At 69.6% G+C, this 20654-nt stretch carries 21 protein-coding genes; 17 read left to right on the top strand and 4 right to left on the bottom strand.

Annotation, left to right across the window (positions count from 1 at the left end; genetic code table 11):
* Positions 1 to 56: 56 nt before the first annotated feature.
* The 4 genes from FEZ32_RS12290 to pyrE all read left to right on the top strand — a co-directional run bounded on the left by FEZ32_RS12290 (position 57) and on the right by pyrE (position 3339).
* Positions 57 to 839, top strand: a complete 783-nt coding sequence (locus tag FEZ32_RS12290) for a dihydroorotate dehydrogenase electron transfer subunit (protein ID WP_420809267.1) — start codon at positions 57 to 59, stop codon at positions 837 to 839.
* Positions 840 to 961: 122 nt separating this feature from the next.
* Entirely contained in the window at positions 962 to 1873 is a 912-nt protein-coding gene (locus FEZ32_RS12285) for a dihydroorotate dehydrogenase (RefSeq protein ID WP_051238280.1), read from the top strand.
* Positions 1873 to 2583, top strand: a complete 711-nt coding sequence (gene pyrF / locus FEZ32_RS12280) for an orotidine-5'-phosphate decarboxylase (protein ID WP_028702958.1) — start codon at positions 1873 to 1875, stop codon at positions 2581 to 2583. The genes FEZ32_RS12285 and pyrF overlap by 1 nt, the downstream gene beginning before the upstream one ends.
* Before the next feature lie 105 nt (positions 2584 to 2688).
* Entirely contained in the window at positions 2689 to 3339 is a 651-nt protein-coding gene (pyrE, locus tag FEZ32_RS12275; RefSeq protein WP_028702959.1) for an orotate phosphoribosyltransferase, read from the top strand.
* Positions 3340 to 3361: 22 nt separating this feature from the next.
* Here pyrE and FEZ32_RS12270 read toward each other — a convergent pair whose 3' ends face one another.
* Positions 3362 to 4207, bottom strand: a complete 846-nt coding sequence (locus FEZ32_RS12270) for a fructosamine kinase family protein (protein WP_244937869.1) — start codon at positions 4205 to 4207, stop codon at positions 3362 to 3364.
* Between the two features lie 13 nt (positions 4208 to 4220).
* Between FEZ32_RS12270 and rimO the strand changes: the two genes are divergently transcribed.
* The 4 genes from rimO (at position 4221) to FEZ32_RS12250 (ending at position 7225) form a co-directional block, all read left to right on the top strand.
* Positions 4221 to 5645 (top strand): 30S ribosomal protein S12 methylthiotransferase RimO, encoded by a 1425-nt coding sequence (gene rimO, locus FEZ32_RS12265; RefSeq protein WP_138680947.1) that lies wholly within the window; start codon positions 4221 to 4223, stop codon positions 5643 to 5645.
* A gap of 76 nt (positions 5646 to 5721) precedes the next feature.
* A complete protein-coding gene (gene pgsA / locus FEZ32_RS12260) occupies positions 5722 to 6321 on the top strand; it encodes a CDP-diacylglycerol--glycerol-3-phosphate 3-phosphatidyltransferase (RefSeq protein WP_028702962.1) in 600 nt (199 codons plus the stop codon).
* A complete protein-coding gene (locus FEZ32_RS12255; RefSeq protein WP_028702963.1) occupies positions 6311 to 6814 on the top strand; it encodes a CinA family protein in 504 nt (167 codons plus the stop codon). The genes pgsA and FEZ32_RS12255 overlap by 11 nt, the downstream gene beginning before the upstream one ends.
* Before the next feature lie 135 nt (positions 6815 to 6949).
* Positions 6950 to 7225 carry a helix-turn-helix domain-containing protein gene (locus tag FEZ32_RS12250; RefSeq protein WP_138680699.1) on the top strand — a complete coding sequence of 92 codons (276 nt, stop codon included), beginning with the start codon at positions 6950 to 6952 and terminating at the stop codon, positions 7223 to 7225.
* A gap of 122 nt (positions 7226 to 7347) precedes the next feature.
* Here FEZ32_RS12250 and FEZ32_RS12245 read toward each other — a convergent pair whose 3' ends face one another.
* Positions 7348 to 8106: a DeoR/GlpR family DNA-binding transcription regulator gene (locus FEZ32_RS12245; protein WP_028702965.1), complete on the bottom strand. Its 759-nt coding sequence runs from the start codon at positions 8104 to 8106 to the stop codon at positions 7348 to 7350.
* A gap of 220 nt (positions 8107 to 8326) precedes the next feature.
* On the opposite strand from FEZ32_RS12245, the gene FEZ32_RS12240 reads away from it, so the two are divergent.
* The 4 genes from FEZ32_RS12240 (at position 8327) to rny (ending at position 11977) form a co-directional block, all read left to right on the top strand.
* On the top strand, positions 8327 to 8521 hold the full coding sequence (locus tag FEZ32_RS12240) for a DUF3046 domain-containing protein (protein WP_028702966.1): 195 nt from the start codon (positions 8327 to 8329) through the stop codon (positions 8519 to 8521).
* A gap of 235 nt (positions 8522 to 8756) precedes the next feature.
* Entirely contained in the window at positions 8757 to 9812 is a 1056-nt protein-coding gene (gene recA / locus FEZ32_RS12235) for a recombinase RecA (protein WP_028702967.1), read from the top strand.
* Positions 9809 to 10351 (top strand): regulatory protein RecX, encoded by a 543-nt coding sequence (locus FEZ32_RS12230; protein WP_097798935.1) that lies wholly within the window; start codon positions 9809 to 9811, stop codon positions 10349 to 10351. The genes recA and FEZ32_RS12230 overlap by 4 nt, the downstream gene beginning before the upstream one ends.
* A gap of 120 nt (positions 10352 to 10471) precedes the next feature.
* The gene (rny, locus tag FEZ32_RS12225) at positions 10472 to 11977 is read left to right on the top strand and encodes a ribonuclease Y (protein ID WP_244937868.1); all 1506 of its coding nucleotides are present in this window, start codon (positions 10472 to 10474) and stop codon (positions 11975 to 11977) included.
* A 128-nt stretch (positions 11978 to 12105) separates the two neighbouring features.
* On the opposite strand, the gene FEZ32_RS12220 is transcribed toward rny, so the two are convergent.
* Positions 12106 to 13023, bottom strand: coding sequence for an aldose 1-epimerase family protein (locus tag FEZ32_RS12220; RefSeq protein ID WP_084149333.1), 918 nt, complete (start codon positions 13021 to 13023; stop codon positions 12106 to 12108).
* An 84-nt stretch (positions 13024 to 13107) separates the two neighbouring features.
* Here FEZ32_RS12220 and miaB point away from each other — a divergent pair, with 84 nt between their 5' ends.
* A complete protein-coding gene (miaB, locus tag FEZ32_RS12215) occupies positions 13108 to 14598 on the top strand; it encodes a tRNA (N6-isopentenyl adenosine(37)-C2)-methylthiotransferase MiaB (protein WP_028702971.1) in 1491 nt (496 codons plus the stop codon).
* Between the two features lie 179 nt (positions 14599 to 14777).
* On the opposite strand, the gene FEZ32_RS12210 is transcribed toward miaB, so the two are convergent.
* On the bottom strand, positions 14778 to 14978 hold the full coding sequence (locus FEZ32_RS12210; RefSeq protein ID WP_028702972.1) for an antitoxin: 201 nt from the start codon (positions 14976 to 14978) through the stop codon (positions 14778 to 14780).
* A gap of 140 nt (positions 14979 to 15118) precedes the next feature.
* On the opposite strand from FEZ32_RS12210, the gene miaA reads away from it, so the two are divergent.
* From miaA to FEZ32_RS12190, 4 genes are all read left to right on the top strand, one after another.
* Entirely contained in the window at positions 15119 to 16042 is a 924-nt protein-coding gene (gene miaA / locus FEZ32_RS12205) for a tRNA (adenosine(37)-N6)-dimethylallyltransferase MiaA (RefSeq protein WP_138680698.1), read from the top strand.
* An 81-nt stretch (positions 16043 to 16123) separates the two neighbouring features.
* Positions 16124 to 16954, top strand: coding sequence for a diaminopimelate epimerase (gene dapF / locus FEZ32_RS12200; protein WP_138680697.1), 831 nt, complete (start codon positions 16124 to 16126; stop codon positions 16952 to 16954).
* A gap of 70 nt (positions 16955 to 17024) precedes the next feature.
* On the top strand, positions 17025 to 18554 hold the full coding sequence (gene hflX, locus FEZ32_RS12195; protein WP_244937867.1) for a GTPase HflX: 1530 nt from the start codon (positions 17025 to 17027) through the stop codon (positions 18552 to 18554).
* Entirely contained in the window at positions 18551 to 20557 is a 2007-nt protein-coding gene (locus FEZ32_RS12190; RefSeq protein WP_028702975.1) for an ATP-dependent DNA helicase, read from the top strand. Before hflX ends, FEZ32_RS12190 begins: the two co-directional genes overlap by 4 nt.
* Positions 20558 to 20654 lie beyond the last annotated feature (97 nt).

The following is a 20654-nucleotide window of genomic DNA, read 5'->3' as shown; positions in this document are numbered from 1 at the left end:
CGGACCGCCCGGGTACCGCCCGACTGGCCGGCGTCATCCGACGCGACGGCCCGCAGCTGCTCGACCTGGTGGCCAACACGCGGATCGCCCGGGACGTGTTCAGCCTCGTGCTGCGCCGCCCGGAGACCGCGCCGGCCCCGCAGCCGGGGACCTTCCTCGACCTGCTGCCGGTGATCCCGGCCCAGTCCGGAGGCGCCCCGGTGCTGCGCCGCCCCCTCTCGATCGCCGACTGCTCGGCCGACGGCCGCGACCTCACCGTCATCCTGAGGGTGGTCGGCGCCGGATCGGCGGCCCTGGCCGGCCAGCCCGTCGGATCCCAGATCGACGTGCTGGGTCCGCTGGGTCACGGCTTCGATCTGGACGCCGTGCCGGCCGGTGGCCGGGCGCTGCTGGTCGGCGGGGGAGTGGGCGTCCCGCCGCTGTACCTGCTGGCCCGCCGCCTGGTCGAGCGCGGTGTCCAGGTGCAGATGAGACTGGGCTTCCGCGATGCCGGAGACCTCTTCCTCATCGAGGAGTTCGCCCGACTCGGGGAGGTGCTCATCTCCACCGACGACGGCTCGGCCGGTGCACGGGGGACGGTGGCCGATCTGGCCGGTGACCCGCGGGCCCTCGCCTTCACCCCCGACGGCGTCTTCGCCTGCGGACCGCTGCCGATGCTGCGCCACGTCCAGGCCGCCTTCGGCACGGTGGTGTGCACCCAGCTGTCGTTGGAGGAGAGGATGGCCTGTGGGGTCGGCGCCTGCTACGCCTGCGTGGTCACCGATGCCGCCGACCGGGATCACCAGCACCGGATCTGCTGGGACGGACCGGTCTTCCGGGCCGAGGAGGTCGTGCTGTGACAACCGATACCGGGACAACCGATACCAGGACTACCGATACCGGGGCGACCGGTGCCGGGACCGGGAGCGCCGCCTCGCGGCTGGCGGTGTCGCTGCCCGGCCTGGAGCTCTCCAACCCGATCATGCCGGCCTCCGGCTGCTTCGGATTCGGTGCCGAGTACGCCGAGTACTACGACCTCTCGGTGCTCGGCTCGATCATGATCAAGGCCGCCACCGCCGAACCCCGTCGCGGCAATCCGGTGGTGCGGGTCGCCGAGACCCCCTCGGGGATGCTCAACGCCATCGGCCTGCAGAACCCGGGGCTGGACGCCGTGATGGCCGAGAAACTGCCGTGGCTCGCCGAGCACTTCCCCGACCTGCCGATCATCGCCAATGTGGCCGGCACCCTCACCGAGGACTACGTCGAGGTCTCCCGGGTGATCTCCACCGCCCCGAACGTGGCCGCCCTGGAGATCAACATCTCCTGCCCCAACGTCAAGCACGGGGGGATCACCTTCGGTACCCGTCCGGAGGTCGCCGCCCAGCTCACCGCCGCCATCGTGGCAGTCTCCCAGGTGCCCGTCTACGTGAAACTCTCGCCCAATGTCACCGACATCGTCGAGATCGCCCGGGCGGTCGCCGGAGCCGGCGCACACGGACTCACCCTCATCAACACGCTCACCGGGATGCGCATCGACCTGCGCAGACGACGTCCCCTCATCGCCAACGGCACCGGCGGGCTGTCCGGGCCGGCGGTGCTGCCGATCGCGCTGAGGATGGTCGACGCCGTCACCCGGGCCGTCGACATCCCGGTGATCGGGATGGGCGGGGTCTCCTCCAGCCGCGACGCCCTGGAGATGATGATGGCGGGCGCCTCGGCGGTCGCGGTGGGCACCGCCAACTTCACCGACCCGCTGGCCTGCCCGCGGATCATCGGCGGCCTGGAACCGCTGATGGACCAGCTGGGCATCGACAGCCTCGCCCAGCTCCAAGCCGAGGTGGATGCCGAGCACCGCCCGGACAGACACCGTTCCGATTTCCTCAAGGAGAACTGATGGACACCTCCCGCCCGATCATCGCCCTCGACCTGCCCAGCGCCGACCAGGCGCTGGCGCTGGTCTCACGGTTCGGCGACGAGAAACTCTTCCTCAAGGTGGGGATGGAGCTGTTCTACGCGTCGGGCCCCGGCATCGTCGGACAGCTCAAGGACGCCGGCCACGACGTCTTCTGCGATCTCAAACTCCACGACATCCCCAACACCGTCAAGCGGGCCGCGGCCAGCCTCGCCGGGCTGGGGGCCGATCTGCTCACCGTCCACGCCGCCGGCGGGAGGGCGATGATGGAGGCCGCCGTGGAGGGGCTGTCGGCCGCCTCCAACGACCCCTCGGTGGTCGCCATCACCCAGCTCACCTCGACCAGCGAGGAGGCGATGCACACCGAGCAGCTCATCGAGGTGCCGCTGGCCGAGTCGGTGGTCCACTACGCCCAGCTGGCCCAGTCCGCCGGACTGGCCGGAGTGGTGTGCTCGGCCTGGGAGGCCGCCGGCATCGGCGAGGCGACCGGCGAGTCCTTCCTGCGGGTCACCCCGGGAATCCGGCCGACCGGCGCCGCGGTCGGCGACCAGGCCCGGGTCGCCACCCCCGAGAAGGCCCACTCGATGGGGTCCAGCGCCATCGTGGTGGGACGGCCCATCACCCGTGCCGAGGACCCGGTGGCCGCCTACCACGCCATCCGGAAGGCCTGGAACAGCGGTCAGCAGAGCTGACCGCCATCGCCTGACACCACCACCTGCAGCACAGCGCCTCTGGCAACCCGGCGCCCTGCACATCACGGGGCCCCGCGCGGCTCAGTCCATCCTCAAGGAGCACAGATGACCATCTCCAATCCCACCCTCGCCCACTCCGTCGCCGAGGCGCTGCTGTCGGTCGGCGCCGTCTCGCTGTCACCCGACGAGCCGTACACCTGGGCGTCGGGGATGCACTCACCGATCTACTGCGACAACCGGGTCACCCTCTCCGACCCGCCCGCCCGCTCCCTCATCGCCGACGGACTGGCGACCCTGGTGAGGGAGAACTTCGGCCGGGTCGATGTGGTGGCCGGCACCGCCACCGCGGGGATCGCCCACGCGGCGCTGGCCGCCGACCGGCTGGGCAGGCCGATGATCTACGTCCGGTCCAAGCCGAAGGACCACGGCCGCGGCAACCAGATCGAGGGCCGGATGGCCGCCGGCTCGGCGGTGGTGATGGTCGAGGACCTCATCTCCACCGGCGGCTCGGTGCTGGACGCCGCCGCCGCGGTGGAGCGCGAGGGGGGGACCGTGCTCGGCGTCTTGGCGATCTTCTCCTACGAGCTGGAGAAGGGCAGGCAGAACTTCGAGAAGGCGGGGCTGCCGCTCTTCACCCTGTCGAACTACCCGACCCTGGTCGAGGTCGCCGCCAAGTCCGGGCAGATCACCGCCGCCCAGCAGCAGACCCTGGCGACCTGGTCGTCGGATCCCCAGGCCTGGTCCGACGCCCACTGAGGACCGTCCCCGGCCCCCCTGCTCACACCCAGCGTCGGGCGATCTCCAGCGTCTGCCCGACGTAGCCGCGCCCGAAGAGCTGGCAGTGGACCATCAGCATGTGCAACTCGTGGAGCGGAACCCTGTCTCGCCATCCGTCGGCCAGCGGGGACTCCTCGTCATAGGCCGCCCAGATCGTCTCGCGGTGGGGTGCCCCGAAGACGGCCATGGCCGCCAGATCCTCCTCGGCGTGGCCGCCCTGGGCCGCCGGGTCGATGAGGGTGGCGCCCGAGGGGGTCCACATGATGTTGCCGGTCCACAGGTCGCCATGGGTGCGGGCCGCCCAGTACCGGTCGCCCTCGGGGGCAGAGCCTCGCACCAGGGTCGGCTGGTCGTGGTCGTAGACCCCCGATGACAGCTTGTCGCAGAGTCTCACCAGGGTGGCGCGCTCCTCGGCCGTGAAGGCCGGGGCATCCAGGTAGGGGGCCAGCCGGAACCGCGCGTAGAAGTCCCCCCAGGAGGGTGTGGACTCGCCGGGAGTCGCGGGCAGCGGGAGCTTCGCCAGCCCCATCCAGCCCTGGCCGTGATTGTCGGGCGGGGGCGCGCCCAGGTGGGAGGCGCCGGCGGCATGGGTGTGCGCCAGCCGGCGTCCGAACTCCTCGGCGGCCGCGGCGGTGGGACGCACCTCGGGCAGTCGGGGCTCCTCCAGCCAGTCGCGTCCGTGGTCGCTGACCCTCACCACCGGGGCACCCTCCTCGGGCACATCGGCCAGCCAGGCCAGCCCGGCGATCTCATAGCCGATGCGGCCGGGGCGATGGTCGGACTTGCGGAAGACATCCATGGCCCCCACCGTAGACTTGCCGCGATTGTCCATCGACAGGAGTTCCATGTCAGACCACCTCATGACCGTCCATCTCGTCTCGATGGGGTGTGCCCGCAACGAGGTCGACTCCGAGGAGCTGGCGGCCAGGCTGGAGGCCGGCGGATTCCAGCTGGTCGATGACGCCGAGCAGGCCGAGACGGTGGTGGTCAACACCTGCGGATTCATCGAACAGGCCAAGAAGGACTCCGTCGACACCCTGCTGGCCGCCGCGGACCTCAAGTCCGACGGCACCACGCGGTCGGTCGTCGCGGTGGGCTGCATGGCCGAGAGGTACGGCAAGGAGCTCGCCGAGGCGCTGCCGGAGGCCGACGCGGTGCTGGGATTCGACGACTACCAGGACATCTCGCAGCGCTTGAGGATCATTCTGGCCGGCGGCTCCCTGGAGGCCCACGTCCCCCACGACCGCCGCACCCTGCTGCCGCTGTCGCCGGTGGACCGGCCGGAGGCCGCCGCATCGGTCTCGGTGCCCGGCATCCACACCGCACCGGATCTGCCCACGGAGGTCACCCCGGCCAGTGGGCCGCGCGCCGCCACCCGGCGCCGACTGTCCTCCAGCCCCTGTGCGCCGCTGAAGATCGCCTCGGGCTGCGACCGGCGCTGCGCCTTCTGCGCCATCCCGAGCTTCCGCGGCTCCTATCTGTCACGGCCGGTCGAGGAGATCGTGGCGGAGGGCCGCTGGCTGGTCGACCACGGTGTCAAGGAGCTCTTCCTGGTCTCGGAGAACTCCTCCTCCTACGGCAAGGACCTCGGAGACCTGGCACACATGGAGAAGCTGCTGGCCGGGCTGGACCGGATCGACGGTCTGGACTGGATCCGGATCTCCTACCTCCAGCCCGCTGAGCTGCGGCCCTCCCTGATCGACGCGATGCTCACCACCGACAAGGTCGTGCCCTACTTCGACCTGTCCTTCCAGCACGCCTCCGGACCGCTGCTGCGGAGAATGCGACGGTTCGGCGACGCCGACTCCTTCCTCGGTCTCATCGAGGGGATCCGGGAGCGCTGCCCGGGGGCCGGGTTCCGCTCCAACTTCATCACCGGCTTCCCCGGCGAGACCGACCGGGACGTCGAGACTCTCGCCGACTTCCTTCAGCGGGCGCGTCTGGACGTCGCCGGGATCTTCGCCTACTCCGACGAGGAGGGCACCGAGGGGGCTGAGCTGAGCGATCATCTGGACGACGATGTGATCGCCGAACGGCGCGAGATGCTCGCCGACCTGATCGACGAGCTGGTCAGCCAGCGGGCCGAGGACAGGATCGGTGAGCACGCCCCGGTGCTGGTGGAGGAGGTGACCCCGGAGGCGGTCGTCGGGAGGGCTCCCCACCAGGGGCCCGAGGTGGACGGAACGGTACTGCTGCCGGCCGACTGCGGGGTCGGCGTCGGCGAGATGGTGGAGGTCGGCTTCATCGGTTCGGAGGGTGCCGACCTGATCGGGGAGTTGAGGTGACGGGCGGCCCCGAGACCGGGATACTGGAGGGTGACCGCGTCGACCCGGGACTGGTCATCTCGTCAGGAGCCGGAGGATGAGCGATCGTCCGAGCAACGTCAACATCCCGAACGCACTCACCGTTCTACGGCTCATCGCCGTGCCGGTGTTCGGCTGGATGCTGCTGTCACACCCGCACGACGGGACCTGGCGCACCTGGACCACGGTGGTCTTCGCCGTCGCCATCTTCACCGACTTCATCGACGGGCGGATCGCCCGCCGGTACAACCTCATCACCGACTTCGGGAAGATCTGGGACTCGGTGGCCGACAAGGCGATCACCGGGATGGCTTTCATCGGCCTGTCGATCGTCGGCGAGCTGCCCTGGTGGATCACCGCGCTGATCCTGCTGCGGGAGTGGGGGATCACCGTGATGCGGGTGTTCATGCTCAAGTACGAGGTGATGGCCGCCAACAAGGGCGGCAAGCTCAAGACCGCCACCCAGTCGCTGGCGATCACACTGTTCTGCATCGGCCTGTGGCGCACCCCGACCCCGGTCGACGTGGTGGCCTGGGCGGTGATGATCCTCGCCTTCGGACTCACCCTGGTCACCGGGGTGATGTACCTCATCGACGCCGCGCGGATCCGCCGCGACTCGCTGGCGAAGCAGGCCGGTGGGGGATCGGATGAGTCCTGACCCGCTGGCCTCCCGCCTCATCGGTGAGCTGGTGGCCCGCGGACTGACGGTGGCGACCTGCGAGTCGTTGACCGGCGGCCTGGTGGGGGCCACTCTCACCGGTGTGCCCGGCGCATCGGCCGCCTACCGGGGAGGTCTGGTGACCTACGCCTCCGATCTCAAGGGCACCCTGGCCGGGGTCGATCCTGCCTGGATCTCCTCCCACGGCGTCATCAATGCCCGGACCGCCGAGATGATGGCGGCGGGCTGCGCCCGGGTGTGCGGGGCCGATCTCGGCCTGTCGTGCACCGGGGTGGCGGGGCCCGACCCCCAGGACGGAGAACCGGTGGGGACCGTGTACGTGTGCGCCCGCCTTGGCTGCCCGGATCGGAGTCCGGACCACCGGGGGGATCCCCTGCGGCTGGACCTGTCGGGAGACCGCTGGGCGATCCGCGATCAGACGGTGAGCGCCGTGCTGCAGGCCGGGCTGCGGGTGGTCGCCGGGACCTCCTGAGCCGACCTCGGGGCTGGGAGGACGCGGCCGTGAGACCGGGCGCGCGATCGGAAAGTGTGAGATTTTTCGCCAACAGCGGGAATGAAAGCCTGTGAACCCGCGTTGTCACCTCCGAATCGACAACGAGGAGACATCATGAAGGCTGCGCTGCTACGAGAAATGCTGGGTGAGGCGCTCCGGGAGCAGAGGTTCGCCCAGGGGCGAACGCTGCGCGAGGTGTCATCGGGGGCCAGGGTGTCGCTTGGCTACCTGTCCGAGGTGGAGAGGGGCCAGAAGGAGGCCTCCAGCGAACTGATTCTCGCCATCTGCACCGCTCTCGAGCTTCCGCAGTCTGAACTCATGAGGACCGTCAGCGAGAAGCTGCTGAAGGCCGAGACGAAGGCCGAGCGCCAGGTCGGCGCGGCAGCCTGAGCAGGAACCGTCCCGAGCAGGGAACGGTCTGAGCAGGATCGGTCTGAGAAGGAACCGGCCTGGGTGGGAACCGGTGAACGGTTGGAGTCGCGGTCCATCGAGATCCCGTCGGGCCGGGCGACTCAGTCCTCGGGTGTCTGGATGATCTTGACCTGGACTCCGCGAGCCCGGATCCGCTCGATCTCCTCGGCATCGGCCGACTCATCGGTGACGACCAGATCGATGTCGGTGACATCGGCCATCCGAGCCAGGGTCACCTTGCCGATCTTCGAGCCGTCGACCGCGGCCACGATCCGCGACGCACGCTGGAGCATCGTGTGATTGGTGGCGGCCTCCACCCCGTCATGGGTTGTCAGACCGCCGTCGACCGACAGCCCGTCGCAGCCGATGATCGCGGTGCCGACATTGATCTGTTTGAAGGTGGCCTCGGCCAGCGACCCGACCAGCTCCAGTGAGCTGGGGCGCAGGATCCCGCCGGCGATGAGCACTCTCTGCTGACCCTGATGGGCGGCTTCCAGGGCGATCCCCACCGAGTTGGTGACGATGGTGAGGTCATGACGGTGGTGCAGCGCCCTCAGCACCTCAGCGGTGGTGGTGCCACCGGTCAGCGAGATGGCGTGCTTGCCCACCGGGAGCTCGCTCACCACGGCGCGGGCTATCGCGGCCTTGGCCGCACGGTGGCGCCCGTCCCTCAGATTGACCGGCAGCTCGGCACCCACCCCGGCGCTGCGCGCCCCGCCGTGAGTGCGGACCAGCAGGCCCTGATCGGCCAGGGCGGCGACATCGCGCCGGATGGTGGCGGCGCTGGCGCCCAGCAACTGGGCCAGTTCGCGCAGCTGGACCTCCTCGCGGTCGCGAAGGATGGACAGCAGCGCAACCATTCGCTCGCTGCGTCGCGATGAGGTGGTCGTGTCGGGAACCAGAAAGGACATCGTCCCAATTCTCCCTCGCAGTGGTGGACTCCCCAGTGGCACTCACGTGGTGAGCACTCGCTCAGTCGTACTGATCATAGATGATCGTTGGTGGCACGCGCCTGTCTCCCTTACCCCGGGAGGTCGGCCTCCGGCTGGACGATTTCTGCGAAGCTCATAGTCTTGTCGGGTGCGCGAGTCAGAACTGTGGCGGCGGCTGGAGGCCGAGCTGGGTGTGGACTACGTCCGGTCATGGGCGGGTTCGCAGGTGATCGCCGATCTCGGCGGGCGCACGGTGAGCGAGGCGCTGGCCGACGGGATCGACATCAAGGCGATCTGGCGGGCCTGCTGGGCCTTTCTGGAACTGCCCGACCGGATGCGCTGAGCCGTGCCGGGCCCGGGCCGTCGATTCAGGACTCTCCGGCCCAGGGTCGTCCGTCACAGAGGGTTGTCCACAGCCGGCCCCGGGGACAGCGGGGGAGAGCGATCTTGTCCACAGTTCGACGCTCCCGTCCGAGAAGTGTCGGTGCCCGCCCCTACAGTTCAACATGACATCCCCGGCCGATCGGTCGGGAGCAGCGGATCCCGGCAGGGGCCCACGGATGGAGGAGACGACAGACATGCCCGTCAAGGATCGTGAGAAGGCCCTCGAGGCCGCCATCGACCAGATCGACAAGCAGTACGGCAAGGGATCGGTGATGCGGCTGGGGGAGCGCGAGACGGTCAAGATCCCGGCCATCCCGACCGGCTCGGTCGCCCTGGACGTCGCCCTGGGCGTCGGCGGCCTGCCGCGCGGCAGGATCGTGGAGATCTACGGACCGGAGTCCAGCGGCAAGACGACGGTCGCGCTGCACGCGATCGCCAACGCCCAGGCCGAGGGCGGAGTGTGCGCCTTCATCGACGCCGAGCACGCACTGGATCCCGAGTACGCCAAGAACCTCGGGGTCGACACCGACAACCTGCTGATCAGCCAGCCCGACAATGGTGAGCAGGCCCTGGAGATCGCCGACACCCTGGTGCGATCGGGTGCCCTCGAACTCATCGTCATTGACTCGGTCGCGGCGCTGACCCCCAAGGCCGAGATCGAGGGTGACATGGGCGACTCCCATGTCGGTCTGCAGGCGCGCCTGATGAGTCAGGCGCTGCGCAAGATGACCGGCGCACTCAATGCGGCGGGAACCACCGCCATCTTCATCAACCAGCTGCGCGAGAAGATCGGCGTGATGTTCGGCAGCCCCGAGACGACCACCGGCGGTCGGGCGCTGAAGTTCTACGCATCGGTGCGACTCGACGTCCGAAGGATCCAGACCCTCAAGGACGGCGACGAGATGGTCGGCAACCGCACCCGGGTGAAGGTCGCCAAGAACAAGGTCGCACCGCCCTTCAAGCAGGCTGAGTTCGACATCCTCTACGGCCAGGGCATCTCCCGTGAGGGCAGCCTCATCGACATGGGGGTGGATCTCAACATCATTCGCAAGTCCGGCTCCTGGTACACCTACAAGGAGTCCGAGCAGCTGGGACAGGGCAAGGAGAATGTCCGCAAATTCCTCAAGGAGAACCCCGATATCGCCAAGGAGATCGAGTCGAGGATCCGCACCGAGATGGGGCTGGACCAGCCTGCCGACGATGAGGTTCCGGCTGAGGTGGACCCGAAGACCGGGGAGGTGATGTTCTGAACCGCCGGTCGCGCAAGCCGGTCGAGCGCAGCCGCGAGGAGTGGTACGCGTTCGCCCGGGAGGCGGTGCTGCGTCGTCTCGACGATCGCGCCAGGACGCGTCACGAGCTGGCCGATGCACTGCGCGGCAAGGAGGTTCCCTCCGATGTCGCCGCAGCGGTGCTGGATCGGTTCGAGGAGCTCGGGCTGGTCGACGACGCCGACTTCGCCGACCAGTGGGTCCGCTCCCGCCAGGCCTCCCGCGGTCTGTCGCGCAGGGCGCTCAGCATGGAGCTCCGGCGCAAGGGGGTCGACGAGGAGACCATCGCACGGTCCACGGCCGGGGTCTCCGAGGAGGACGAACTGGAGGCCGCCACCCGGTTGGCCGTCACCCGGATACGCGCGGGCCGAGGTGTGGAGAGCACCCGGCTGACTCGCCGTGTGCTGGCTGCCCTGGCCCGGAAGGGGTACTCCTCCCAGATCTGCTGGCAGGCCATCCGTGCTGCCCAGCGCGAGCTCGGCGAGGAGGAGACCGCGCAGGAGGGGCCGGAGGAGATCTGATCCCGCACGGGTCGGTGCTCGGTGCACTGTGGCAGGCTTGCCACAACCGGGGCACAGGGTCCCGGCCGTGAACAGCTGTGGACACAGCGTGAGGGGCATTCGATGACAGAATCCCTCGGAATGACAGCACTGCCATCGCAGATGGTGTTGATATCAGCATGGCCGATCATCTCGGTCGTGCTCGCACTCGCCCTCGTCGTGGTGGGGGTCGGCGACCTGCTGTCGCGGCGTCGATCCGGGAACCTGCTTAACGCGTCCAGGCGCGATCTCGTCCGGGAGCGCAAGCGTCTGGAGGAGGAGATGGAGCGTCGCCGCGCGGATCTGGATGTGGCCCTGGAGGAGCGGCGCAACGGCCTGGAGGAGGACTTCCAGCGGCGCCGGAAGGTGGTCGAGGAGTCCGAGAGGCAACGTGGCCGCAGTCTGGATCTGCGGGAGGCGGCGCTCACCCGTGATCTCGACCGGGTCAGTGCCGAACTCACCCAGGCCTCGGGACTCACCGCCGAACAGGCCCGGCAGGTGGTGCTGGACAAGGCCGAGGCGGACTCCCGGGCCGAGGCCGAGGAACTGGCCAGAGGCATCGAGGAGAGGGCCCGTGAGCAGGCCGAGCTGACGGCGCGCTCCGTGCTGGCGACAGCCATCCAACGCTGCGTCGGCGATGTCACCGCGGACTCGGTGGTCTCCTCGGTCGACCTGCCCTCCAATGACATGAAGGGCCGGATCATCGGCCGTGAGGGACGCAACATCCGCACCATCGAACAGGTCACGGGGACCACGGTCATCGTCGATGACACCCCCGGGATCGTGCTGGTGAGCTGCTTCGACCCGGTGCGGCGCGAGGTCGCCCGGCTCACCCTGGTCGATCTGGTGAGCGATGGCAGGATCCATCCGGCCAGGATCGAGCAGGCCCACACCAAGGCCCTCGCCAGGATCGAGGAGATGTGCCTGGACGCGGCCGATCAGGCTCTCCACGAACTGTCGATCACCGACATGGCGGCCGGTCTGCGACCGATCCTCGGCTCACTGAGGTTCCGCACCTCCTACGGCCAGGATGTTCTGGCCCACAGCATCGAGTGCGGTCGGCTGGCCGGCCTGATGGCCGCCGAGATCGGTGCCGACGTCGACACCTGCCGGCGCGCCGCCCTGCTGCACGACATCGGGAAGTCCCTGACCCCGCACGTGGAGGGTTCCCATGCGGCGGTCGGTGCGGAACTGGCCCGGCGCCACGGCGAGTCGGCGGAGGTGATCCACGCGATCGCCGCCCACCACAACGAGATCGAGGCCACCACGGTCGTCGACGTCCTCACCCAGGCCGCCGACGCGATCTCGGCCTCCCGCCCCGGGGCCAGGCGCGAGTCCCTGGAGTCCCATGTGCAACGACTGGAGGAGCTCGAGAGTCTGGCGACCGCTCATCCCGGGGTGTCTCGGGCCTTCGCCGTCCAGGCCGGCCGGGATCTGCGGGTGATGGTCGAACCCGAGCAGGTCGACGATCCCAGCACCCGGACGTTGGCGCGAGAGATCGCCGGTGAGGTCGGCGACCGGGTGATGGTGCCCGGACGGGTGCGGGTCACCGTGATCCGGGAGACCCGCGCGGTGGCCGTGGCCGGTCAGTCCGGCCCCCGGGACTGAGGGAGCCGGTCAGTCCGGCCCCCGGGACTGAGGGAGCCGGTCAGTCCGGCCCCCGGGACTGAGGGAGCCGGCCAGTCCGGCCCCCGGGACTGAGGGAGCCGGCCAGTCCGGCCCCCGGCACTGAGGTCTCAGATGCTGATGCCCCAGCTGAACTCGACCTGATCTCCGGGTTCCAGACGAATCACCGAGTCATGGGTGGGGCCCGGGTTGAAGGCGTCGGGGCCGCAGGTCATCGGTTCCAGGGCCAGGGACATCCGGTCCCTGGGGGTGAAGACCTGGCTCCACGCCATTCCCGGACCGGCCCAGATCGCCCGCGTCAGGTCACCGGCCTGCACCTCGATCCGCCACGGCCGGCCCTCTGGTGCCCCGGTGTAGGCGGTGTCGAGCACCCGGTCGCCGAACTGGTCACCGCTGCGCAGGTCCTGAGGTCTGCCGTCGACCGCTCCCAGACGGATCGGCAGCAGCCGCTCGTCCACCTCCAGGAAGGTCCCGAAGGGGGCGGTGACCTGCCACTGGTCGACAGGTGTGGACCCCGCGACGAGATAGGGGTGGGCGGCATAGCCGAAGGGCACCGCCGTCTCTCCGACATTGCGGGCCCCGACCTCGACGGTCAGTCCTTGGGCGCTGAGCCGGTGGGTGAGGCTCAACCGCACGCACCCCGGCCAGCCGGGCTGGGCCAGCAGCGTCAGCGAGAGGGTGACGCGGTCCTCGGCGAGATCCTCCAGGGTCCAGGCCATCCACCGGGTCAGGCCGTGGATCGCGTTGTTGAAAGCGACCTCGTTGATCGGGAGCTGCTGGGTCATGCCGTCGAAGGTGTACCGGCCGTCGCGGATCCTGTTGGGCCAGGGCAGCAGGTGCTGGCCGCGGGAGCCCCGCGGGGACTGGTCGGCCGGGAAGGTGAGCAGCAGGTCCTCGCCGTCATGGGTGAGGCTGCGCAGCGTCGCGCCCTGCTCGCAGATGATCGCCCGATATCCCGCGGACGAGAGGGTGTACTGGCGACCGGTCGGCAGCACGGTCTGGAGGGAGGATTCGGTCATTGAGTCCATGAGCCTCACTCTAGAGCCGTCGTGACCTCCGCCGACAGATGCTCGGATGGACAGGACCGGAGGGACCGGTACAGTGTGCACGCCATGACCCAGACAGATTCCCCCACCTACCGGGTTGTCACCTACGGGTGCCAGATGAACGTCCACGACTCCGAGCGCATCGCCGGGATGCTCGAGTCGGCGGGCTACGTCCCCGACCCGCGCACCGGCAGCCTCGATCCCGCCGACGTCGTCGTCTTCAACACCTGCGCGGTCCGCGAGAACGCCGACAACCGGTTGTACGGAACCCTGGGCCACATGGCCTCGGTCAAGGAGGCCAATCCCGGGATGCAGCTGGCCGTCGGCGGTTGCATGGCCCAGAAGGACAAGCAGGTGGTGGTCGACCGGGCGCCCTGGGTCGACGTCGTCTTCGGCACCCACAACCTCGGGTCACTGCCGGCGCTGTTGGAACGTTCCCGGTCCCTGGAGGCCGCTCAGGTCGAGATCAAGGAGGCCCTCCAGACCTTCCCCAGCAATCTGCCGACCCACCGCGAGTCGGCGTACTCCGCCTGGGTGTCGATCTCTGTGGGCTGCAACAACACCTGCACCTTCTGCATCGTCCCCCAGCTGAGGGGCAAGGAGACCGACCGGCGTCCCGGAGACATCCTCGCCGAGATCCGCGCCCTGGTCGACGAGGGGGTCCAGGAGATCACCCTGCTCGGCCAGAACGTCAACTCCTACGGCGTCCAGTTCGGAGACCGGGGGGCGTTCGCGAAGCTGCTGCGCGCCTGCGGCCAGATCGACGGCCTCGAGCGGGTGCGATTCACCTCCCCGCACCCGGCGGCCTTCACCGACGACGTCATCGAGGCGATGGCTCAGACCCCCAACGTGATGCCGAGCCTGCACATGCCCCTGCAGTCCGGATCCGACCGGATCCTTCGTCAGATGAGGCGCTCCTACCGCAGCACCCGGTTCCTCGGCATCCTCGAGAGGGTGCGCGAGGCCATCCCGCACGCCGCGATCACCACCGACATCATCGTCGGTTTCCCCGGTGAGACCGAGGCGGACTTCGCCGAGACGATGAGGGTCGTCGAGCAGGCCCGGTTCTCGGCCGCTTACACCTTCCAGTACTCGATCCGGCCCGGCACCCCGGCCGGCGAGATGGCGGACCAGGTGCCCAAGCAGGTCGTCCAGGAGCGTTACGAGCGGCTGGTCGCCCTGGTCGACCGGATCGCCTGGGCGGAGAACCGCACCCTGGAGGGAAGCACCGCCGAGGTGATGTTCGCCCTGGGGGAGGGTCGCAAGGACGAGGAGACGCACCGGGTCACCGGACGCGCCCGGGACAACCGGCTCATCCATGTGAGCCTGGCCCCCGGCCAGCAGCGCCCCCGCCCCGGTGACATCGGGACGGTGCGGATCAGCCACGGGGCGCCCCACCACCTGATCGCCGATGGCGGCCTGCTGGATCTGCGGCGAACCAGGGGTGGAGACGCCTGGCAGGCCCGCGAGGAGTCCCGGGAGGACGTCGTCGCAATGACTCCCCAGACGCGCACGGTCTCGCTGGGGATGCCGGTCATCGGCTCGTCGGCCCGGTGAGGACCTGCTGTGCCGCGTCTCGGGTGAGGTGAGGCGCCCGGAATGATGTCCGGACATGACAGAGGGGCGACAGCCATGTGCTGTCGCCCCTCTGCCGTGCCCTGGGCGGGCCTCCGCCGAAGCGGAACCGCCGAGTGACACCTCGTCAAGATCTGTGGGCCGTCATCGGAGACGGAAACTCAGAGGTTTCCGGTCCTGTCCTTGACTGCCTTCTGGGCTGCATCGATCTGACCTGAGAACTTGTCGCCGGTGACTGAGTCAATCTTGTCACCGATCTTGTCCACTGCCTGATCGATCTGGTCCTCGTGGCTGTTGACGGCGTCCTTGATCTTGTCCTGATGGTTGATCACGGCGTCCTTGGCCTTGTCAAAGAGTCCCATAGGCCCTCCTCACTCGGGGGATCACCCCTCCGTCCGGTTCAGTACAGTGTGCTCATCACAGCTCCGGTGCGCAAGGGCCGAGCTCAGAATTTCTCAGAATTCGAGATGACGGCCGATGGGCCGCCCCTGGAGGAGGTCGCATGGTGGTCCCCCCGGTGATCGCCGTGCTCGGGCCGACCGCGAGCGGCAAGTCTGCCCTGGCCGTCGCGCTGGCCGAGCGGATGGCCGCCGGCGGAACCCCCGCCGAGATCGTCAACGCCGACTCGATGCTGGTCTATCGCGGGATGGACATCGGCACCGCCAAGCCGCACCCCACCGAGCTGGCCAGGGTGCGCCACCATCTGGTCGACGTCCTCGAGGTCACCCGGACCTCCTCCATCGCGCTCATCCAGCAGATGGCGCGCAGCGCCATCGAGGACTGCGCCGCACGCAGGGTGCTCCCCCTGGTGGTCGGAGGATCGGCCCTCTACAGCCGGGCCGTTCTCGATGAGCTGGAGATCCCGCCGACCGATCCGGCGGTGAGATCGCGTCTGGAGGCCGAGCTGGACGATGTCGGGGCCGAGCAGCTCCACCGGCGGCTGGCCCGTCTCGACCCGGCAGCGGCGGCGGCCATCCTGCCGGGCAACGGACGGCGGATCGTCAGAGCCCTGGAGGTCGTGGAGCTGACCGGGTCCTTCTCGGCGACACTTCCCGACGGGCGCTTCCACTACCCGGGAACCGTGGAGATCGGCCTGACCCTCTCCCGTGAGGACCTGGACGCCCGGATTCAGCAGCGGGTCGACCAGATGTGGAGCGAGGGTCTGGTCGCGGAGGTCAGAGGTCTAGTCGAGGCCGGTCTGAGACAGGGCCGCACGGCATCGCGGGCACTGGGCTACCGCCAGGTGCTGGATCTCCTCGACGGTCACATCGACGAGGACAGGGCGCGCACCGACACCGTCGTGCGGACTCGCAGGTTCGCCCGCAAGCAGCTCATGTGGTACCGGCGCGATCCCCGGATCCACTGGTTCGACGCGCTTGACCCCGATCTGGTGGACCGGGTCCTGGAGTGGCTGGAGTCACGCTGAGGGGGAGCCCTTGGCAGGGAGCACCGAGAAATGGCTCCCCCGCTGTTGACGACCGGCGCCCACGGGGTAAGCATGGTGGCCATGTGGACCACACAGTTCTCGAAGGGCCAGGGCACCGGGAACGACTTCGTCATCCTGCTCGACCGACCGGGGATGCTCAATCTCACCCCGGCGCACGTCAAGTGGCTGTGCGACCGCAGGTTCGGCGTCGGCGGCGACGGCCTGCTGCGCGCCACCCGCGCCAGCAACATCCCCGAGTGGGACGGCCGCCCCGACATGTGGTTCATGGACTTCCGCAATGCCGACGGTTCGATCGCCGAGATGTGCGGCAACGGTCTGCGAGTCTTCGCCGAGTTCCTCCGCGAGGAGGGCCTCATCACCGGCAACGAGGTGGACATCGCCACCCGGGTCGGGGTCAAGCACGTCCTGGTGCACGGCGACGGCACCATCACCGCCGACCTGGGCCGTGCCGCGGTCAGTGACGAGCCGGTGACCGTCACCCTGGACGGGAGAAGCTGGCAGGCCACACCGGTCGACGTCGGCAACCCGCACGCCGTGGTCCTGCTGGGGGCCGACGACGACCTCGACGAGCTGCCGGTGCAGACCCAGCCCAGCTGGGAGCCCCGGTCGGCATTCCCCGACGGGGTCAATATCGAGTTCGTCGAGATGATCGAGCCGGGACACGTCCGGATGAGGGTCCATGAGAGGGGTGTCGGCGAGACGCTGTCCTGCGGCACCGGAACGGTGGCCGTGGCGGCGGCCATGACGGCCGCCACCGGACACCACGGACCCTGGACGGTCGACGTGCCGGGAGGCAGGATCGTCGTCGAGGAGTCCGACGACGGGTTCCGGCTGATCGGTCCGGCGGTGATCCAGATCCACGGCGAGGTGATCTGTCCCGACCTCGGCTGACCGGCCGCGATCGGGATGCCGCAGGCGCCGGCCGTGGAAAACAGCAGGCAGTCGTGGAAAGCTGTGGCTGATGACTTCGATCGATGACGTACCCCCTGAGAACATGCCCGGGCAGCACCGGGACGACCAGGACAGCACCGGCAACGAGGCCCGGGACGATGAGAACCGGACCTCTGAGACCCCGGCAGACGAGACCCCGGCAGATGAGACCCCGACAGACGAGAACTGGGACGGCGACCAGTTCGACCTGGACGCGCGGCTGGCACTGACCCGGGTGCCGGGCATGTCCACCGACCTGTCCGACATCACCGAGGTCGAGTACCGGACCCTGCGTCTGGAGCGGGTGGTGCTCGCATCGGTGTGGACCGAGGGCAGCGCCGAGGACGCCCAGAACGCGATGGAGGAGCTCAAGCTGCTCGCCGAGACCGCGGGCTCCCAGGTACTCGACGGCCTCATCCAACGGCGTCCCACCCCCGATCCGGCCACCTACATCGGGTCCGGCAAGGTCGAGGAGCTCAAGGAGGTGGTGGTCGCCACCGGTGCCGACACCGTGATCTGCGACGGGGAGCTGGACGGCGCCCAGTTGCGCAACCTCGAGGACCGGGTCGGCGTCAAGGTCATCGATCGCACCATCCTCATCCTCGACATCTTCGCCCAGCACGCCAGCAGCGTCGAGGGCAAGACCCAGGTCGAGCTGGCCCAGCTCCAGTACATGAAGCAGCGGCTGCGCGGCTGGGGCCACAGCCTGTCCCGGCAGGCCGGCGGCCGGGCGGCCGCGGGGGCCGGGATCGGCGGCCGCGGTCCCGGCGAGACGAAGATCGAGACAGATCGACGTCGCATCAACACCCGGATCTCCCGGCTTCGCCGAAAGCTCCGCGCGATGCACTCCACCCGCCAGGAGAAGCGCGCCGACCGGAACCGCAATGCGATCCCCTCGGTCGCCATCGTCGGATACACCAATGCCGGCAAGTCGTCCCTGCTCAATCGCCTCACCCGGGCCGGGGTGCTCGTGGAGGACGCCCTCTTCGCCACTCTCGACCCGACCACCAGACGGGCCACCGCCGAGGACGGCCGGGTCTACACCCTCACCGACACCGTTGGATTCGTCCGCCACCTTCCGCTCCACCTGGTCGAGGCCTTCGCCTCCACTCTGGAGGAGACCGCCCAGGCCGATCTGCTGGTCCACGTCGTCGACGCCGCCGCTCCCGATCCTGCCGGTCAGGTTGCGGCGGTCCACCAGGTCCTGTCGGGGATCGGTGCCGGCGAGCTGCCCGAACTCCTGGTCCTCAACAAGGCCGACCTGCTGAGCAGCGACGACGAGATGGCGCTGCGCGCCACCTTCCCCGGGGCCCTGCTCGTCTCGGCGCACAGCGGCGAGGGGATCGAGGAGCTGGTCTCCCGGATCGAGGAGGGACTGCCGGTCCCCGAGGAGCTGGTCGACGCCGTGCTGCCCTACCAGCGGGGCGATCTGGTCGACAGGATCCACCGACTCGGCACCATCGTCTCGGTCGAGCACACCGGCGAGGGGACCCACGTGGTGGCCCACCTGCACCCCGGCCTGGCCGCCGAGGTGCGCGCCGCCGCGGTCGCCGCCCGGTGAGTCCGGTGCCGGCCCACCGCGCCCTGCTGGCCGCCGCGGTCGAGGCCATCGGGGGCAGTCCCAGGCCGGGCCAGCTGGAGATGGCAGACGCGGTCGACCGAGCGATGGACGAGGGGATCCACCTTCTCGTGCAGGCCGGGACGGGCACCGGCAAGTCGCTGGGCTACCTGGCACCGGCCCTGGCACGGGCCGTCGACCACGACACCCGGGTGATCGTCGCCACCGCCACCCTCGCCCTCCAGGCCCAGCTCGCCCACAAGGACATTCCCGCCGCCCTGAAGGCCGCCGCCGCCACCCTGAAGCGCACCCCACGGACCGCGGTGCTCAAGGGACGCTCGAACCACGCCTGCCTCTACCGGGTGCGTGACGGGGTGCGACCCGACCAGGACGCCCTGCTCACCGGCGGCCAGCTGACCGCCGACCAGTCCGCCGCCGGCGACCCCGACTCCCGCCTGGGCGCCGAGGTCGTGATGCTGCGCGAGTGGGCCGAGGACCAGGCCGACCGCGGCCTGCTGGGCGATCGCGACGACGCTCCCGACCACTCGCCACGAGCCTGGTCGCAGGTCTCGGTGCCGGCCCGCGAGTGTCTCGGCACGCGCTGCCCGTTCGCCGAGGAGTGTCTCTTCGAGGTGGCCCGTCAGAAGGCCCGGGAGGCCGATCTGGTGGTCACCAACCACGCCCTGCTGGCCATCGACGCCCTCAACGACGGCAATGTGCTCCCCGAGCACGAGGTCGTCATCATCGACGAGGCCCACGAGGTGGTCGACCGGTTCACCGGTGCCGCCTCGGCCCTGCTCACCCCCACCCTGGTGACCGCCGTCGCCAAACGTGCCGCATCCTGGCTCGACGACAACCTGGCCGCCGACCTGCTCGACCAGGCCGACACCCTCCACGAGGCCCTGGAGGCCACCGAACCGGGCCGGGTCACCGACCCCGGAGCCTCGCTCATCGTGGCCGCCCAGAGCCTGCGCGACCTGTCCCGATCCGCCGTCTCTGCGCTGGGACGACGCGATGAGGGGGAGGAGGCCGGGGCCGATGCCGAACGGACCCAGGCCCAGGGTGCGATGCGCGAGGTCTTCGAGGTCGCCGAACGGATCGCCGCCCTGGCCACCGCCGATGTCGTGTGGATCAGCGAGTCGGAGTACACCGGGCGGGCCGCACAGGTCGCACCTCTCAAGGTCGCGGGGCTGCTGCGCGCCAATGTGCTGTCCGGGGCCACCACCATCCTCACCTCGGCGACCCTGAAGATCGGCGGGGAGTTCACCTCGGCGGCCCGCGACGTCGGACTGCAACCCGGGGAACGGGTCGACGACACGCCCGAGGTGCTGGACACCGAGATGGCCTGGCGGGGGGTCGATGTCGGCTCACCCTTCGACTACCGCTCCCAGGGGATCCTCTACGTCGGTCGCGATTTGCCCCGGCCGCGACGGGACGGAATCGCCGAGGAGGTCCTCGACGACCTGGCCGAACTGGTCTGGGCCGCCGGCGGACGCACCCTCGGCCTGTTCGCCTCCCAGCGCAATGCGGTGCGGGCCGCCGAGCACCTGCGACACGCCCTGCCGAAGGTTCCGGTGCTGTGCCAGGGGGAGGGGCACCTGGCGGGGCTCACCCGGCAGTTCATCGACGATCCGGCCACCTGTCTGTTCGGCACCCTGTCGCTGTGGCAGGGGGTCGACGTTCCGGGGGACACCTGCCGGCTGGTGGTCATCGACAAGATCCCCTTCCCACGTCCCGACGACCCCCTCACCCAGGCCCGCAGTCAGGCCGTCCAGGAGGCCGGCGGCAACGGGTTCATGACCGTCTCGGCCGGACACGCCGCACTCCTGCTGGCCCAGGGATCGGGCCGGCTGATCCGACGCGCCGACGACAAGGGGGTGGTGGCGGTCCTCGACCCCCGGCTGGTGACGGCGCGCTACGGATCCTTCCTGCGCGCCTCGATGCCGGGGTTCTGGACCACCACCGACCGCGAGGTCGCGATCGGGGCGTTGAAGAGGCTGAGCTGAGCCAAGGGGACGACCCCTTGGAAACCCCGTGGCGACGGCCCTGCAGACTGTCGGACAGCGTCGCTGGCGCTGGCCAGGAGCTGCGCAGAGGGGCGGG

The organism is Acidipropionibacterium jensenii (genome assembly GCF_005890135.1).
Lineage (GTDB): Bacteria > Actinomycetota > Actinomycetes > Propionibacteriales > Propionibacteriaceae > Acidipropionibacterium > Acidipropionibacterium jensenii.
The sequence above is the reverse complement of the archived record's forward strand: the minus strand, read 5'-3'. Positions and strand labels throughout refer to the sequence as shown.

Bases quoted from the DNA above. Each gene is read 5' to 3' on its own strand.
- FEZ32_RS12270 (WP_244937869.1), bottom strand. From the start codon at position 4,207: ATGGAACTCCTGTCGATGGACAATCGCGGCAAGTCTACGGTGGGGGCC.
- pyrF (WP_028702958.1), top strand. From the start codon at position 1,873: ATGGACACCTCCCGCCCGATCATCGCCCTCGACCTGCCCAGCGCCGAC.
- rny (WP_244937868.1), top strand. From the start codon at position 10,472: ATGACAGCACTGCCATCGCAGATGGTGTTGATATCAGCATGGCCGATC.
- miaB (WP_028702971.1), top strand. From the start codon at position 13,108: ATGACCCAGACAGATTCCCCCACCTACCGGGTTGTCACCTACGGGTGC.
- rimO (WP_138680947.1), top strand. From the start codon at position 4,221: ATGACCGTCCATCTCGTCTCGATGGGGTGTGCCCGCAACGAGGTCGAC.
- FEZ32_RS12255 (WP_028702963.1), top strand. From the start codon at position 6,311: ATGAGTCCTGACCCGCTGGCCTCCCGCCTCATCGGTGAGCTGGTGGCC.
- FEZ32_RS12245 (WP_028702965.1), bottom strand. From the start codon at position 8,106: ATGGTTGCGCTGCTGTCCATCCTTCGCGACCGCGAGGAGGTCCAGCTG.
- pgsA (WP_028702962.1), top strand. From the start codon at position 5,722: ATGAGCGATCGTCCGAGCAACGTCAACATCCCGAACGCACTCACCGTT.
- FEZ32_RS12220 (WP_084149333.1), bottom strand. From the start codon at position 13,023: ATGGACTCAATGACCGAATCCTCCCTCCAGACCGTGCTGCCGACCGGT.
- miaA (WP_138680698.1), top strand. From the start codon at position 15,119: ATGGTGGTCCCCCCGGTGATCGCCGTGCTCGGGCCGACCGCGAGCGGC.
- FEZ32_RS12285 (WP_051238280.1), top strand. From the start codon at position 962: ATGCCGGCCTCCGGCTGCTTCGGATTCGGTGCCGAGTACGCCGAGTAC.
- FEZ32_RS12210 (WP_028702972.1), bottom strand. From the start codon at position 14,978: ATGGGACTCTTTGACAAGGCCAAGGACGCCGTGATCAACCATCAGGAC.
- FEZ32_RS12250 (WP_138680699.1), top strand. From the start codon at position 6,950: ATGAAGGCTGCGCTGCTACGAGAAATGCTGGGTGAGGCGCTCCGGGAG.
- recA (WP_028702967.1), top strand. From the start codon at position 8,757: ATGCCCGTCAAGGATCGTGAGAAGGCCCTCGAGGCCGCCATCGACCAG.
- pyrE (WP_028702959.1), top strand. From the start codon at position 2,689: ATGACCATCTCCAATCCCACCCTCGCCCACTCCGTCGCCGAGGCGCTG.
- hflX (WP_244937867.1), top strand. From the start codon at position 17,025: ATGACTTCGATCGATGACGTACCCCCTGAGAACATGCCCGGGCAGCAC.
- dapF (WP_138680697.1), top strand. From the start codon at position 16,124: ATGTGGACCACACAGTTCTCGAAGGGCCAGGGCACCGGGAACGACTTC.